The following is a 14,571-nucleotide window of genomic DNA, read 5'->3' on the forward strand; positions in this document are numbered from 1 at the left end:
TCCTCCCCCGACGGGATCAGAACGTGACGCCGAAGCGGACGTAATACTGTCCGCCATCGGTATCGTAAGGGGCGTTGCGCGAATAGATCAGGCCGCGCACCGCCTGGTTGGTCGCCTCGTCGGGATAGCTGTTGAACAGGTTCTCCGCGCCCGCGCGCAGCGAGATATGCTCGTTCAGCTTGTAGGTCGCGGAAAGATCGACCAGCACCATCGCGCCGAAATCCTGGAACAGATCCTCGGTGCCGTTGCCGCTGATATCGGTCCACGCGCCGTAATAGCGCGCCCGCGCCAGCAGCGAGACCGGCCCCACGTCATAGCCCAGCGTGCCGGTGGCGTTGTGCCGCGGCAGCTTCTGCTCGAACGTCACGCGCGAGGTTTCGTTCAGGTTGGTGCCGCCGTCGTCCAGCATCCTGGTCTGGTTGTAGTTGTACGACAGGTTGAGGTTCATCGTGCCCGGGCCCACCGGATGGCGGTATGACAGCACCAGATCCACGCCGCGCGTGCGCGTCTTGTAGGCGTTCATGTAGTAGTTGACGGCGGTATAGCCCTTCGGGTTCTCGAACCCAGTGGGCACGGTGAACTGCGGCGATGTGGTCAGCCGGTCGCGCACCTCGATCTGGTAGACGTCCGCGCTCAGCACCAGCCCGGTCTGGCTGTTGTAGACGAGGCCCGCGGTGAAGTTGCGCGACTTTTCGGGCTTGAGCGGCTTGGCGCCCAGCGCGATGGCCACCGGATCGTCCACTCGCAGGCGCCCGCGCGTGTCGATCGTGCCCTTGGTGGTGTTCAGGCTCTGCGCGGTGTTGGTCGAATAGAGCTGCGCCGGGTCGGGCGCGCGGAAGCCGGTGGAATAAGTCGCGCGCAAGGCCAGCCGCGAAGTCGGCTCGATCCGGCCCGAGAACTTGTAGTTGAACGTGCCGCCGAACGAATCGTAATCCTCATAACGGCCGGCGGCGCCCAGCGTGACCAGCGAGACCGGCTTCCATTCCAGGTCGACATAACCGGCATAGCTCGTCTGGTTCCACTGGCCGGAACGGGCCGGCTCGAAGCCGGGGAAGCCGTTGGCGCCCGTGGCCAGGCCCTCGGCCGCGCCGGGGCCGATTTCCCACGATGCCCGCTCGCCCTGCGCCACCTTGTAGGTTTCGGAACGGCGCTCGGCCCCGAAGGCAAGGTTGATCGGCTCCGCCCCGCCCACCGGCAGGCGATAGACGAAATCGGCGTTGAGGATGAATTCCTCCTGCGCCAGACGGCCCAGATAGAAGCTGGTCGGGCTGGCCGGGCCGAGCGAGGCGTTGAGGCTTTCCGACATCGTGTATCTGGTGCTGTTGTGGCCGTAATCGGCGCTCAGATCATAGCTCAGGCTCTCGCCCAGATCGCCGCGCAGCCCGCCGGCAAGCTGCTGGTCGGAATATTCGGTGCCGAAACGCGGCGTGAAGCCGGTGGGATAGAGCGGCAGGAACGAAAAGCCGGGGAACGCCTTCGTGCCCTTGTAGACGCTGGCGGTGGCATCGGGGTTGCGCCAGTTGAAATCGGTCAGCCCCTCGCCGCTCTGGACCGTGCCGAAGACATAGAGCGTCGCCGCGTCGGCCAGCGTGTAATGCGCGTCGATCGCGCCGCGAATGCGCTGTTCCTCCGGCTGGCCCCAGCGCTGCACCGGATCGGGCACGACGAGTTCGGGATGGGCCGCCTGATAGGTGATCGCATCCGGCCGCTGGCGCGTGCGCGATGTGACTGCGCCATCGCTGTATTCGCCGGTCAGGACGATGCTGCCGTTCGCGCCCAGCGCGGCGCCGCCGCGCACGCCGACGCGGTATTCATCGCCATCGCCTTCGTAATATTGCGAGAACTGGCCGAAAGCTTCCATGCCGGGCCGGTCTTCCAGGATGATGTTGATCACGCCCGCGATCGCATCGGAACCATATTGCGCCGAAGCGCCATCGCGCAGCACTTCGATGCGCTTGACGGCGGTGGACGGGATGCTGGACAGGTCGGTGGCCTGCGAGGCGGCCGAGCCGTGGTAGCGCTTGCCGTTCACCAGCACGAGGACATAGTCGCCGGGCAGGCCGCGCAGCGTGGCCGGGCGGACGAAGGCCTGGCCATCGGCGGCGGGCAGGCGCTGCACGTTGAACGAAGGCAGGAGCTGGGCCAGCGTGTCGTTCATGTCATTGGACACGCTCGACTGCACGAGTTGCTGCGACAGCACGTCGACGGGTGCCAGCGTCTGGTCGGCGGTGCGCGAACGCTCGCGCGTGCCGGTGACGATGATCGCATCCATATCGGCGCCAGTGGTCGAGGCGGGAGCCGCCTCCTCGGCACGGGCCAGCGATGGGATGGCCATCAGGCATGAAAGGGTGAGCAACCCGGCGCTGCGATAATTCATTGTGTCCTCCCTGTGCGAACCGAAAACGTGCGAACCGAAAAGCGTGGCGGGGGCCACGGCGAAGTGACCGGCATTCACGCGTGAAGCAGGAGGCGGCGGCTAGGGAGGCGGGGTGACAGTTTGATTTCAAACGAAAAATATTGTTTTTGCCACAAAACTTAAACAATCCGAATCTATCAGTTTCAGATCGGAATATTTCTTTGTAGGAAAGAATACTTCTCTGATTTTGGGGAGGTCAGGCGGGAAATTTACAGTTAATCGCGCCATTCTGGCAGGGATTTTCTGAATTTCTTCCTGAATATGCGATGATACTACGATCGCTGATGCCGCATCAATGCCCCTGGCGCGCCGAACGGCGATAGAGGAACGAGTCGCCGGACCGGGCGAAAGGCTGCCAGCCGGGCACCGGGCGTGGCGCAACGTGCCAGATGATCCACAGGTAAGGAACACCGCGCGGCACGCGCCGGATGCTGTCGATCAGCGGGATGGTGGAGCCCTGGCACGGCTCGCCGATCTCGATCGTCGAAGGGTCGCGGTCGAACGGGCCGACCACGGGATTGGCGATGCTCAGCAATTGCCCGCCCGACATGGCGAACTGGTCGCTGGCGAAGGCGTGCCGGCGAGTGAGGGCATAACTGGCGATGTGCATGTTGCGCTCGCGCCCTTGCAGCACGTAAGTCCGGCAAGGCAGGGCGCTGAAGCTGACGAGCTGCGATCCGCGCGGCAAGTGGTCCAGCACTTTCAGCTCTTCGGCCAGCCGCCGGTCCCACATGGCCATGCTGGCGGTCGTCCCCGCCAGGCGCACCAGCATGAAGGCGATCGCCGCCACGGCCAGGATACGCTGGCCGCGCGCGCCCAGCCGCTCGGTCGGGCGCGCTGCCAGGATGGCGATGGCCAGCGTGATCGGCACCATCCGCATGTCGGCGTAGAACGATCCATAGACCCAGGCCGGCATCAGCAGGTAAATCGCCAGCAGCACCAGCGCGCCCAGCGTCAGCCCTCGATGCAGCGCGAAGGCGGGCAGGCGCCACATTGCCGCCGCCAGTCCGAAGAGCGCCAGGGCGCACAGCACATCGAACGCGGCCCAGCGGTCGGCCAGCACGTTCGCCAGGTACAGCAGCTTGTAGGGCCAGTCGAAGAATCCCTCGGTCGGCAAGTGCGCGGGCGTGTCGGGCCAGAGCAGCGAAAGCGCCTGGGGCACCAGCAGGCAGGAACTGGCGATCACCCCGGCGATCAGCGAAGGCACCAGCCTGCCGCTCCTTTCGTGGCGGCTGGCCAGTTCGCAAGCGCCCACCAGGATGCACAGCGTGGCCCAGGCGGCGAGGTGGCACAGCCAGATCGCGCTGCCGATCACGCAGAACAGCGCCCAGCGCGCCAGCGGACGCGCGGCCATGCGCGGGCTGATCCACAGCGCCAGCGCCAGCGTCGCCAGCGCGATCCCCAGCGTGAAGTTGAGGAAGCCGTACTGGAACGGATTGCCATAGGCCAGCGGCAGCGCGAACAGCGCGGTCACCGGAATGCGGCCATGCGCCGCGCGCGCGAGCAGCAGGTAGCCGGCGCTCTGCAAGCCGACGATCAGCATCGCCAGCGCCTTCATCGCGCCTTCGATGCCGAACAGCGGCACGAAGGCTTCGGCCAGCAGATCGGTGCCCAAGTTGGGGATCAGGTTCCAGCGGAAATGATACCAGCGCGCGATATCGGCCGAGCGGCCCTGATCGAGCTGGACCATGAAGCGCGCCATGTGCGCGGGCAGGTCGGTCAGCGGCGGGACCGAGGGATAGAGCAGCGGCACGAGCGCGAGCAGGACCAGCAGCAGGGCCCAGCGCGGCGAAACCGCCAGCGCGCCGCGCATCGCCGCGCGTTCCTGCACCGCGTTCGCCAGCTTCATGCCCCCTTGCCTCTCCCCGCCTCGGCCCGCGCGCGAGGAAACACGAAACCGCGCGAAAGCACCAGCAGGCAGCCCGAATAGGTGATCATCGCCGCGCCCTGGCCGACCAGGCTTTCGCGAAAGCCCCAGCCGCGCATCAGCGTGAGCACGGCCAGGCTGAGGCCATAGGCGATCGCCACCGCCCCCAGGAACCGCGCGACTTCCGCCCAGTGCACCGCGCCGCGCACGCCGAAGGTCCACGAGCGGTTGAGTACGAAGGAGAGCGCGAGCCCGACCAGATAGCCGTAGAGATTGGCGGCATAGTCGCCGGCGCCGAGCGCGATCAGCCCCATGATCACGGCCAGGCCGACCAGCGTGTTCACCAGGCCGACCGCGCCGAAGCGGATCAGCTGGCGCATCGGCTTGCGGTCACCAGATATTGCGCGCCAAGCGGCACGGCCGCGAGCCAGGGTTCCAGCGGCCGCAGGCGCGCGAGAAAGCCCGGAAAGAACAGGCGGTATTCCACGCGCGGCGCGGCAAAGCCCGCGTCGCGAAAGCGCGCGCGCATCGTGCCCGCGCGGATCAGCACGGCATTCGCGTCGAACGGGCAGGTGTTGACCGCGTGCCGCGTCAGCGGGTTGAGCGGATTGTGCTCGAACAGCACGATCAGGCCGCGATCGGTCAGCCGTTCGCGCAGTTGCGCCAGCAGCGCGACATGCGCCTCGGGCGGGATGTGGTGGAAGACGCAGGCGGTGAAGATCAGGTCGAAGCGCCCGAGATCACCGGGCAGGGCGGTGCCGTCGTAATGGCGATAGGCGGCGGCATCGCCATGGCGGCGGTGCGCCAGCGCCAGCGAGACTTCGGACACGTCAAGGCAGGTCAGCCGCGCCTGGGGAAAGCAGGCCCGCAACGGGCCGATCGCATTGCCGATGCCGGAGCCGAAATCGAGCACGCTGGCAGGCGCGATCCCGTGCGCATCGGCCAGCCGCCGGGCATCGCGCGCCTTATATCGCGCGAAGAAGCCGGTCTCCTCGCCGCTCAGCCGGATCGAGGCGCGGTGCTGGTCCTCGTAGCTGGTGGCGATACTGTCGAACTCGGCGGTCATTTGACCAGGTCGAGCGGCGCGGCGGCCCTGGGCTTCGCGTCGGTGGCGCGCGCATCGGGCGGCGTTGGCACGCGCGACTGGCCGCGCACTTCGCGCAGGATGAACAGCGGCCGCCGCTTGTTCTCGATATAGAGCCGGCCCAGATAGTCGCCGAAGACGCCCAGGATGATAAGCTGCAGGCTGCCCATGATCAGCATCACCGCGATCATGCTGGTCCAGCCCGCCATCGTCCCGTCGGCCAGCCACGAGGCCAGCGCCCAGACCAGCAGGCCGAAGCCGACCACGCCCATGAACACGCCCAGGTGCGAGGCGATGCGCAGCGGCAGCGTGGAGAAGCTGGTGATCGCATCGAGCGCGAGGCGGATCATGCGATACAGCGGATAGTGCGTTTCGCCCGCCAGGCGCGGATCGCGTTCGTATTCGATCGCGGTCTGGTTGAAGCCGATCCAGCTGACCATGCCGCGAATGAAGCGGAAGTGTTCGGGCATGGCGTTGAGCTGATCGACCACGCGGCGCGTCATCAGCCGGAAATCGCCGGTGTCGAGCGGGATCTCGTGATCCGCCAGCCGATTGAGCAGCTTGTAGAACAGCGATGCGGTGCCGCGCTTGAACGCGCTTTCGCCATGGCGGTGGGTGCGCTTGCCATAGACCACGTCATAGCCTTCCGCGATCCGCGCGACCATGCGCGACAGCAGCTCGGGCGGGTCCTGCAGATCGGCGTCGATGATCAGGACGAGATCGCCCCGGCTGAGATGCAGCCCGGCCGTGACCGCGAGCTGGTGGCCGTGGTTGCGCGAAAGATCGAGGCCGACGACGCGCGGATTGCGTTCCGCCAGCGCGCAGATCACGTTCCAGGTGCGATCGCGCGACCCGTCGTTGACCAGCAGGATCTCGTAGCTGTCGCCGAATTGCGCGGCGCAGACCGCCGCCAGCCGCGCTTCGAGCGTATCGAGCACGGCTTCCTCGTTATAGCACGGGACAACCACGGACAGGGCCGGCGGCATCGTTTCAGCATCCGTCACGAATGGCGCCATCATCATGGCCGATTACCTTGCCAATTCCCTGATATAGTCAAGGCTTATCCGCTCGCCATGGTTAACGAAGCGTGTAGCCGGGCCTCGCCCCGGCGGGGAGCGGCGCGCTATTGCGGAAGGCTGAGGCAGGACGCGCCGCTGCCAAAGCCCGCGGTGGCGGAATCGCAGGTCCAGCCGCGATACCAGGTGTCGGCGCCATCCTTCACCGCGCCGATGTGATCGGTACGCGCCATGAAGCCGCCCAGCGTCGAGGCGTCGAAGGCGGGCACGGCATTCTCGTTCGCGCCGTTGACGAACAGGCCAGTCAGCGTGGGGGTGAAATTGGCGTGGTTGTTCGATGCCGGAAAGTCGAAGATGCCGGACCAGATCGCGGCGGTGATCTCGCTGGTGCGCGGGAAATTGCCCTCGCCGCAACTGAGCGCCACCGATCGGAACACCGGCGGCCCCTGATCCGCCAGCGCCGCGTCGGCCGCCCGGAAGGTGGTGCCGCGCGTCGAGGCGATGTTCACGCACGTGCCGGGGGAGACGACCACGCCATTGGCCATGGTATAGTCCGCGCCGCCCCGGATCAGCATGGCGCTGGCCGCGCCGGTGGAGCGTTCGATGAAGGTGAAGTTCGCCAGGCGCGTCCACTGGCGCGGCAGCGAATCCTCGTTGCCCGGCGAATCGGCCTCGACGATCGTGTCGCCCGATGCGCCGCCCGCGCGCTGCACCGCGATGACGAACTGGATGAACCCCTGATAGCCCTGATCGGTATCGAGGCTGTCGTCGTCGGCGCCGGTGAGGACCAGGTACTTCGCATTGGCCCGGCCGCCGAACCATTCGATGGCGTCATCGGCGCTGTTGTGCACCTGGATATGGTCGATCACCGTCGCGGAGCCGACGCCGGCCAGCGTCAGGCCGTTGATCTCCTGATCGGGCGCCAGTTCGAAGCCGGCATAGCGGATCTGCAGGTATTGCAGCGTGCCGCTGTCATCGTTCGCCACGCCGCCGCCATAGCGGATGTCGCTCAACCCCTCATAGGCCTGCTCGCATGTGTCCGAGCCGCCGGGCGCGCCGCCCAGGCAATCGGAGATCGGCGCCCGGCCCAGCACGATGATGCCGCCCCACTGCCCCTGGCTGCTGTCGGTCGCCAGCCCTTCGACATTGGCGCGGCTGGTGAAGATGATCGGCGCGGTGGCCGTGCCCGCCGCGCGCAGCTTCGACCCGCGATTGACCACGAGATAATCGAGCCCGCCCGAGCCGAACACGACCACGCCGGGATCGACCGTCAGCGTGACCGGCACGCCGCCCGGTTCGCGTGCGTCGCTGCCGACATCGCGCCCCACTTCGACGCGGCCCGACAGCGAATAGATCGTGCCGTCGCGGCGGGGCAGCGTCAGGTTCTGCAAAATGCGATTGGGTAGCACGCAGTTGCGCTTGCCGGCGATGACGCCGCCGTTGGCGAAGGGTTGCGGGCAATCGGCGGCGGGCGCGCCGGGTGACGGCGTCGGGCTGGGCCCCGGCGTGGGTGTCGGCGTCGGGCCGGCGCCGTCTCCGCCGCCGCAGGCGCCAAGGCTCAGCCCCGCGTATGTGAGAAGGACCGCCGCGATGATGCGGGAAACGCTGGCCATGTCCTTCACTGTCTCCAATGCGATGGGGAATCCCGTCGCCAACCCCGAGCCTATTGCCAACCCAAGCCTAGAGCACGCCCGGCTTACAGTATTTTGACCGAATCGCGATGGAACCGTCGTAACCCGAGTGTCACAGCAAAGTGACAGACCGGGCATCGCAAACCGAAAGGAACGGGCCTGCCATGACCTCCTCCGCCAACCATCCCGCGTTCGAAATGGAGCGCATCAAGCAGGAAATCGCCGATAGCTTCGACGAGGAGCTGGAGATGGAGATCGACGAGAGCCGCCTGGAAACGATGTTCCAGGACCTGGCCGACCACCCTGAGCAGGAGCAGATCGACCGCCGGCTCTATTTCCGCGAGCTGTTCCGCCTGCAGCACGAACTGGTGCGCCTGCAGGACTGGGTGCAGACCCAGAAGCTGAAAGTGCTGGTGATCTTCGAAGGCCGCGATTCGGCGGGCAAGGGCGGCGTCATCAAGCGCGTGACGCAGCGGCTCAATCCGCGCGTCTGCCGCGTCGTCGCGCTGCCCGCGCCCAACGAGCGCGAGCGCACGCAGTGGTATTTCCAGCGCTATGTCGCGCACCTGCCCGCCGCCGGGGAGATCGTGCTGTTCGACCGGAGCTGGTACAATCGCGCCGGGGTGGAGCGGGTGATGGGCTTCTGCACCGACGAGGAGGTGGAGGAGTTCTTCCGTTCGGTCCCCGAGTTCGAGCGGATGCTGGTGCGTTCGGGCATCATCCTGCTGAAATACTGGTTCTCGATCACCGACGAGGAGCAGCAGTTCCGCTTCAGTATGCGCATCCACGATCCGCTCAAGCAGTGGAAGCTATCGCCCATGGACGTGGAATCGCGGCGGCGCTGGGAAGATTACACCGTGGCCAAGGAAGCCATGCTGGAACATACCCACATCCCCGAAGCGCCGTGGTGGGTGGTGGAAGCGGTGGACAAGAAGCGCGCGCGGCTCAACTGCATCGCGCACCTGCTTTCACAGATCCCCTATGGCGAGGTGACGCGCGAGCCGGTGATCCTGCCCGCGCGCGTGCGGCATGACGATTACATCCGCCATCCCGTCCCGCCGGAAATGTACGTTCCCGCGATCTACTGACCCGGGTGGGGGCGCGGGCCGGTGCCACATGCGCCGATAGGCGCATCCCCACACCGGCGCTCCTACAGCACCGACGAGAAGATCATGTAGAGCCCGCCCGCCAGGAAGATCGACACTGGCAGGGTCAGCACCCAGGCGACGGCCAGGTTGCGGATCGTGCTCATCTGCAGGCCCGAACGGTTCGCCGCCATCGTGCCGGCGACGCCGGACGAGAGCACGTGGGTGGTCGAAACCGGCAGGCCCAGGCCATCGGCCGCGAAGATCGTGCCCATGGCGACCAGCTCCGCCGCGGCGCCTTGCGCGTACGTCAGGTGCGACTTGCCGATCTTCTCGCCCACGGTGACGACGATCCGCTTCCAGCCGACCATCGTGCCCAGCCCCAGCGCGATGGCGACCGCGACCTTGACCCAGGTGGGAATGAAGCGCGTGCCCGCGTCCAGCCCGTCCTTGTAGGCGCCCAGCGCTTCCTTCTGCCCGTCAGTCAGCCCGGCGGCCTCTTCCTTGCTCAGCCGCTTGATGCCTTCGGAGGCCAGGTACATGTCGTTGCGCACGTTCTCGACGGCGGCGGCGGGCACTTTGGCCAGCGAGCCGTATTCGCTGACCTGGCGATCGATATCGCCGATCAGCACGGCCATCGCCGGCGTGGTGACAGGGGTATAGGTCTTGTCGGCGATGTAGCGGGTGATCGCCGCGCGGGCCTGCGGCGCGGGCATGACGGTGCCGGGCGCGACATGCAGCGCGGTGCGCGCGGCATCGGCATTGGCGTGGAACTCGGCGGCATAGTTGGCCGGGACCGCGCGGTTCAGCGCATAGGCGGTGGGCACCGTGCCGATCAGGATCAGCATGATCAGGCCCATGCCCTTCTGCCCGTCGTTCGATCCGTGCGCGAAGCTGACGCCGGTGCAGGTGAAGATCAGCAGGCCGCGAATCCACCACGGCGGCGGCAGGCGGTCATGCGGTTCCTGGTAAAGCGCTTCGTGGCGGATCAGCACTTTCATCGCCAGGAACAGCAGCGCGGCCACGCCGAAGCCGATCAGCGGCGAGAACAGCAGCGCCTGGCCGATCTCGGTCGCCTTGCTCCAGTCGACCCCGGCGGTTCCGCTCTTGCCGTGCAGGATCGCGTTGGCGACGCCCACGCCGATGATCGAGCCGATCAGCGTGTGCGAACTGGACGAGGGGATGCCCAGCCACCAGGTCGCCAGGTTCCAGATGATCGCGGCCAGCAGCAGCGCGAAGACCATCGCGAAGCCAGCGCTGGAGCCGACTTGCAGGATCAGTTCCACCGGCAGCAGCGAGACGATGCCGAAGGCGACGACGCCGGTGGACAGGAGCACGCCCAGGAAATTGAAGAAGCCCGACCAGACCACCGCGACATGGGCGGGCATGGCATTGGTGTAGATCACCGTCGCCACCGCGTTGGCGGTATCGTGGAAGCCGTTCACGAACTCGAACCCGAGCGCGATGAGCAATGCGACGAACAGCAGGATGAACGGCAGGATCGCCAGTGCCGGAGCGCCCGTGGCGGTCGCATCGACATAGACACTGTAGGCGACATAGGCGATGGCCGCGAGCATGATCGCGCCGAAGCCCAGTTGTCCGGCCTTGCCCAAGCCCTTGTCCAGATCGGGGCGGGCAAACGGCTCGGTTATTGCGAGCGTTGCGTCCATTGTTTCTGCCTTGTGTGATTGGTTTTCCAGCGGCTAGGAGGTGGTGGTGACACGCGTGTGACATGCAATCGCAGGCGACCGCGACGTTCCGGGGGCAAGCGGGGAGGACGCGGGCGGATCGACATGAGAGCGTCATCTGGCGATGCCACCTGACCGGGTGTTGCAGTGATAGACCGATACGAAACGGGGATCATCGGTATGGTTGGCAAGCGCTTTGCCCTGGGCGTGCCGGCGTGTGTGGCGGCCGCGACGATCTGCGCCGCCCCGGCCGTGGCCCAGGCGGTTTCCCCGCCAGCGCCGGCCTCTCCCGCCACGGCCGCCTCGCCCGACCCGGCGCCCGCCGGCACCGCACTGCAGGACGAAGTCGTGCGCCTGCGCGCCGAAGTGGAAGCGCTGAAAGCGGAAATGCGCAGCCTGCGCGGCGAAATGGCGGCCGCGGGCCAGCCGGCAGCCCCGGTTCCCGCCGCCCCCGCCAGCGAAGCCCAGGTGGCCCGCGCCGCGCCGCCCGCCAAGCCCGCCGATGCCGGCAAGCCCGCGCCAGGCGTGCTGGCGGCCACCGCCTGGAAAGGCGCGCCGGAGTTCAGGAGCGACAATGGCTGGAGCTTCAAGCCGCGCGGACGGCTGCAGATCGATGGCGGCTATCTGGCCGCGCCCGCTTCGCGCTTCAGCGGGCAGGCGGACGGGCGCGGCGTCACCACGCGGGTGCGCCGCGCTTATCTGGGTGCGCAAGGCACGATTCCGGGCGGCTTCAGCTATCGCGCGGAAGTCGATCTGGGCACCAACGCGGTCTCGTGGGTCGATCTGCTCCTGGCCTATGACAAGGGGCCGTTCAACGTCACCATCGGCCAGCAGAATGCCTTCACTTCGCTGGAGCAGATGCAGTCCGACCTGTTCCTGACGTTCAACGAGCGCGCCTCGTTCATCACCGCGTTCAACCTTGAGCGGCGGGTCGGCGTGTCGATGGGCTACAGGGGCAAGAGCTTCATGGCCAATGCCGGCGTCTTCACCGACGATCTCAGCAGCCTGACCAACGATGGCGACAAGAGCGTCAGCTATGATGGCCGCGTGGTGTGGATGCCCCGGCTCGGCGCCGCGCAGCTGCATCTGGGCGGATCGGCGCATTACCGCAGGCTGGGCGATTTCCAGGCGACGCTGGGCAGCCGCTATCGCGCGCGGCCCTATATCGCCACCACCGATATCCGCTATGTCGATACCGGCATCCTGACGGTGGAGGACGAGACCCAGTACGGCCTTGAATTCGCGCTCAACCGCAAGCGCCTGCATCTGGCCGGTGAAGCGGCCTGGCTGCGGGTCGGCCGTCCCGCCGATCGCAGCCCGACGTTTTTCGGCGGCTATTTCGAAGCGGGCCTGTTCCTGACGCCCGACAGTCGCGGCTACCGCAACGGCACGTTCGATCGCACCGTGCCCACCCATCCGCTGAGCGCGGGCGGCATCGGCGCGATCGAGGTGAACTTGCGTTATGATCGCCTGGACCTGACCGACGCCGGCATCGGCGGCGGCACGCAGGACGGCTTCGGCTCGGCCATCGTCTGGACGCCGGTGGACAACGTGCGCTTCATGGCGAATTACATGCACTTGCTCTACGATATCCCGAACGCCCAGCCCCGGTTCGACGCGGACGTGGTGGGCCTGCGCTCGCAGCTCGATTTCTGAGGGTCGGAATTCCGGCCTGCGCTACGCCACGGGCGAGCAATGGCCGGCGGCGACCCGCCACGCCTCACCCGCGCGGTGCCAGACGCGGGTATAGGCGAACACGCCGCCGAACGGCTGGCCGGCGTATGTGCCCGCCAGATCGACCGTGACGCAGGCGATCGCGGCATCGCCCAGCAGGCGCATGACCGGCGCGCCCACCGGATCGAGCCGCACGATCCGCAGCAGGCCCGAGCGGTGGGCCGAGAGATCATCGGCTTTCGTCAGGCGCTGGCCGTCCTGATTGGTGAAGATCAGGTCATCGGCCAGCAGCCGGTCCAGCGCGGCGACGTCGCCGGCCAGCATGGCCTGGCGCAAGTCCGCCTCGCGCGCGGCGATTTCGGCGATAGGGTCCATCAGGCGGTGATGCCCTGGCGGCGGCGCGGGGGCAAGCGTGCCTTTCGGACCCTTGCGGGCGGCGCGGTTCAGGCGCCGCCGGGGGTCAGGTTCAGGCCGCGCTTGGAATGATGCCAGGGGATCGAGAAGTGCTCGATCAGTTCCAGCGCGAAGAACAGCACCATGCCGATCACCGTGAGATAGAGGATCGCGGCGAACATCGTGGCGGTATCGAAATTGCTGTTCGCGGTCAGCAGCACGTTGCCCAGCCCGTCGCGCGCGCCGATGAACTCCCCGACGATGGCGCCGACCACCGCGAGGGTCGAGGCCACTTTCATGCCGGCGAAAATGCTCGGCAAGGCGCTGGGCAGCGTCACCTTGATGAAGATGCCCATCGGCCCGGCCCCCATCGAGCGGGCGACATCCAGCTTGCCCAGTTCCACGCCCTTGATGCCGATCATCGTGTTGACCACGATCGGGAAGAACGAAAGCAGGAAGGCGACCATGATCTCGGTCGGCCGGCCGATGCCCAGCCACACCGTCAGCAGCGGCGCCAGCGCCACCTTGGGCACCAGCTGCGCGCCCACCAGCAGCGGGAAGAACGCGCGTTCCAGCGTCCGCGACGACAGCAGCACCAGCGCCAGCCCGACGCCGAGCCCGACCGCCAGCAGGAAGCCGCCCAGGATCGACTTGGTGGTGGAAAGCGCCGCCGGCAGGAAATCGCCCGCGCCATAGATCACCGATGCCAGCACGTCGGCCGGCTTGGGCAGGACGAAGGGCTGCACGTCGAAGGCGACGATCGCCAGGTGCCAGGCCGCGATCATCAGGACGACGACGATGACGGTCAGGATCCAGTTGTGGAACCGGATATAGTTGCGGATCTTGGCGCTCAGGTCCACGGGATGCGTCCTTGGGAAGAAGGGAAAGGGTGGCGGGCCGCCGTCACGAATCGACCCCCAGCGAGCGGAAGACTTCGTGGATCTGATGGGCATAGCGGCCGAATTCCGGCGTGGCGCGCAGCTTCAGGGTGCGCGGCCGGGGCAAGTCTATGGTGATGACCTCGGCGATCCGGCCGGGACGCGGCGACATCACCACCACCCGGTCGGACAGCAGGATCGCCTCGGTTACGCCATGGGTGACGAACAGCACCGTCTTGGGCGATCGCAGCCAGATATCCTGGAGCAGCAGGTTGAGGTTGTCGCGCGTCATCGCGTCGAGTGCGCCGAACGGCTCGTCCATCAGCAGCAGCGAGGGATCGTGCAGCATGGCCCGGCAGATCGCCGCGCGCTGCCGCATCCCGCCCGACAATTCGTGCGGCAGGCTGTCGAGAAAGCCGCCCAGGCCCACCCGTTCGAGCAGATCCCTGGCCTTTTCGGTGTAGACCGCCTTGTCCAGCTTGCGGAATTCGGCCTGGAGCATGACGTTGCGCAGCACGCTGCGCCATTCCAGCAGGAACGGTTCCTGAAAGACGATGCCGATATCGGTCTGCGGCTTGACCACCGGGTGCCCGCCGATCTCGATCCGGCCCGAGGTGTGGCGCGTGAGGCCCGACACGGCCTTGAGCAGCGTGCTCTTGCCGCAGCCCGAAGGGCCGAGCAGCGAGACGAACTCACCCTGGGCAATGGTCAGCGATACGCGGTCCAGCGCCAGGTAATCGCCATTGCGCGTGGGATAGACCTGGCTGACATCGTCGATGATCACCGAGGGGCGAGCGGTGGCTTGGGCTGGCATGGCGGTCATGCGATCGTGCACCGAT

Annotated in this window: 12 protein-coding genes; 2 read left to right on the top strand and 10 right to left on the bottom strand. The window is 66.9% G+C overall.

Annotation, left to right across the window (positions count from 1 at the left end; translation table 11 throughout):
• Positions 1 to 16: 16 nt before the first annotated feature.
• From PYV00_RS07240 to PYV00_RS07265, 6 genes are all read right to left on the bottom strand, one after another.
• Complete coding sequence (locus PYV00_RS07240) at positions 17 to 2,377, bottom strand: TonB-dependent receptor plug domain-containing protein (RefSeq protein WP_275227605.1); 2,361 nt, start codon at positions 2,375 to 2,377, stop codon at positions 17 to 19.
• 331 nt (positions 2,378 to 2,708) lie between these two features.
• Positions 2,709 to 4,265 (bottom strand): hypothetical protein, encoded by a 1,557-nt coding sequence (locus PYV00_RS07245; protein WP_275227606.1) that lies wholly within the window; start codon positions 4,263 to 4,265, stop codon positions 2,709 to 2,711.
• The gene (locus PYV00_RS07250; RefSeq protein WP_275227607.1) at positions 4,262 to 4,663 is read right to left on the bottom strand and encodes a GtrA family protein; all 402 of its coding nucleotides are present in this window, start codon (positions 4,661 to 4,663) and stop codon (positions 4,262 to 4,264) included. The genes PYV00_RS07245 and PYV00_RS07250 overlap by 4 nt, the downstream gene beginning before the upstream one ends.
• The gene (locus PYV00_RS07255) at positions 4,651 to 5,349 is read right to left on the bottom strand and encodes a class I SAM-dependent methyltransferase (protein ID WP_275227608.1); all 699 of its coding nucleotides are present in this window, start codon (positions 5,347 to 5,349) and stop codon (positions 4,651 to 4,653) included. The genes PYV00_RS07250 and PYV00_RS07255 overlap by 13 nt, the downstream gene beginning before the upstream one ends.
• On the bottom strand, positions 5,346 to 6,389 hold the full coding sequence (locus tag PYV00_RS07260; protein ID WP_275227609.1) for a glycosyltransferase family 2 protein: 1,044 nt from the start codon (positions 6,387 to 6,389) through the stop codon (positions 5,346 to 5,348). The genes PYV00_RS07255 and PYV00_RS07260 overlap by 4 nt, the downstream gene beginning before the upstream one ends.
• A gap of 101 nt (positions 6,390 to 6,490) precedes the next feature.
• Positions 6,491 to 7,996: a hypothetical protein gene (locus tag PYV00_RS07265; RefSeq protein WP_275227610.1), complete on the bottom strand. Its 1,506-nt coding sequence runs from the start codon at positions 7,994 to 7,996 to the stop codon at positions 6,491 to 6,493.
• A 182-nt stretch (positions 7,997 to 8,178) separates the two neighbouring features.
• Here PYV00_RS07265 and ppk2 point away from each other — a divergent pair, with 182 nt between their 5' ends.
• Positions 8,179 to 9,102 carry a polyphosphate kinase 2 gene (ppk2, locus tag PYV00_RS07270; protein ID WP_275227611.1) on the top strand — a complete coding sequence of 308 codons (924 nt, stop codon included), beginning with the start codon at positions 8,179 to 8,181 and terminating at the stop codon, positions 9,100 to 9,102.
• 62 nt (positions 9,103 to 9,164) lie between these two features.
• On the opposite strand, the gene PYV00_RS07275 is transcribed toward ppk2, so the two are convergent.
• Positions 9,165 to 10,769 (bottom strand): inorganic phosphate transporter, encoded by a 1,605-nt coding sequence (locus tag PYV00_RS07275; RefSeq protein WP_275227612.1) that lies wholly within the window; start codon positions 10,767 to 10,769, stop codon positions 9,165 to 9,167.
• Between the two features lie 198 nt (positions 10,770 to 10,967).
• On the opposite strand from PYV00_RS07275, the gene PYV00_RS07280 reads away from it, so the two are divergent.
• Positions 10,968 to 12,443, top strand: coding sequence for an OprO/OprP family phosphate-selective porin (locus PYV00_RS07280; RefSeq protein ID WP_275227613.1), 1,476 nt, complete (start codon positions 10,968 to 10,970; stop codon positions 12,441 to 12,443).
• Between the two features lie 21 nt (positions 12,444 to 12,464).
• Here PYV00_RS07280 and PYV00_RS07285 read toward each other — a convergent pair whose 3' ends face one another.
• The 3 genes from PYV00_RS07285 to PYV00_RS07295 all read right to left on the bottom strand — a co-directional run bounded on the left by PYV00_RS07285 (position 12,465) and on the right by PYV00_RS07295 (position 14,555).
• Positions 12,465 to 12,836 (bottom strand): nuclear transport factor 2 family protein, encoded by a 372-nt coding sequence (locus PYV00_RS07285; protein WP_275227614.1) that lies wholly within the window; start codon positions 12,834 to 12,836, stop codon positions 12,465 to 12,467.
• 68 nt (positions 12,837 to 12,904) lie between these two features.
• Positions 12,905 to 13,714, bottom strand: a complete 810-nt coding sequence (locus PYV00_RS07290) for an ABC transporter permease (RefSeq protein ID WP_275227615.1) — start codon at positions 13,712 to 13,714, stop codon at positions 12,905 to 12,907.
• Between the two features lie 43 nt (positions 13,715 to 13,757).
• Positions 13,758 to 14,555 (bottom strand): ABC transporter ATP-binding protein, encoded by a 798-nt coding sequence (locus PYV00_RS07295; protein ID WP_275227616.1) that lies wholly within the window; start codon positions 14,553 to 14,555, stop codon positions 13,758 to 13,760.
• Positions 14,556 to 14,571: the final 16 nt, after the last annotated feature.

It is taken from the genome of Novosphingobium album (ex Liu et al. 2023) (genome assembly GCF_029076845.1).
Lineage (GTDB): Bacteria > Pseudomonadota > Alphaproteobacteria > Sphingomonadales > Sphingomonadaceae > Novosphingobium.

What these genes read in the sequence shown, in the direction of transcription:
- PYV00_RS07240 (WP_275227605.1), bottom strand. Translation starts at nt 2,377, where the DNA reads ATGAATTATCGCAGCGCCGGGTTGCTCACCCTTTCATGCCTGATGGCC.
- PYV00_RS07245 (WP_275227606.1), bottom strand. Translation starts at nt 4,265, where the DNA reads ATGAAGCTGGCGAACGCGGTGCAGGAACGCGCGGCGATGCGCGGCGCG.
- PYV00_RS07250 (WP_275227607.1), bottom strand. Translation starts at nt 4,663, where the DNA reads ATGCGCCAGCTGATCCGCTTCGGCGCGGTCGGCCTGGTGAACACGCTG.
- PYV00_RS07255 (WP_275227608.1), bottom strand. Translation starts at nt 5,349, where the DNA reads ATGACCGCCGAGTTCGACAGTATCGCCACCAGCTACGAGGACCAGCAC.
- PYV00_RS07260 (WP_275227609.1), bottom strand. Translation starts at nt 6,389, where the DNA reads ATGATGATGGCGCCATTCGTGACGGATGCTGAAACGATGCCGCCGGCC.
- PYV00_RS07265 (WP_275227610.1), bottom strand. Translation starts at nt 7,996, where the DNA reads ATGGCCAGCGTTTCCCGCATCATCGCGGCGGTCCTTCTCACATACGCG.
- ppk2 (WP_275227611.1), top strand. Translation starts at nt 8,179, where the DNA reads ATGACCTCCTCCGCCAACCATCCCGCGTTCGAAATGGAGCGCATCAAG.
- PYV00_RS07275 (WP_275227612.1), bottom strand. Translation starts at nt 10,769, where the DNA reads ATGGACGCAACGCTCGCAATAACCGAGCCGTTTGCCCGCCCCGATCTG.
- PYV00_RS07280 (WP_275227613.1), top strand. Translation starts at nt 10,968, where the DNA reads ATGGTTGGCAAGCGCTTTGCCCTGGGCGTGCCGGCGTGTGTGGCGGCC.
- PYV00_RS07285 (WP_275227614.1), bottom strand. Translation starts at nt 12,836, where the DNA reads ATGGACCCTATCGCCGAAATCGCCGCGCGCGAGGCGGACTTGCGCCAG.
- PYV00_RS07295 (WP_275227616.1), bottom strand. Translation starts at nt 14,555, where the DNA reads ATGACCGCCATGCCAGCCCAAGCCACCGCTCGCCCCTCGGTGATCATC.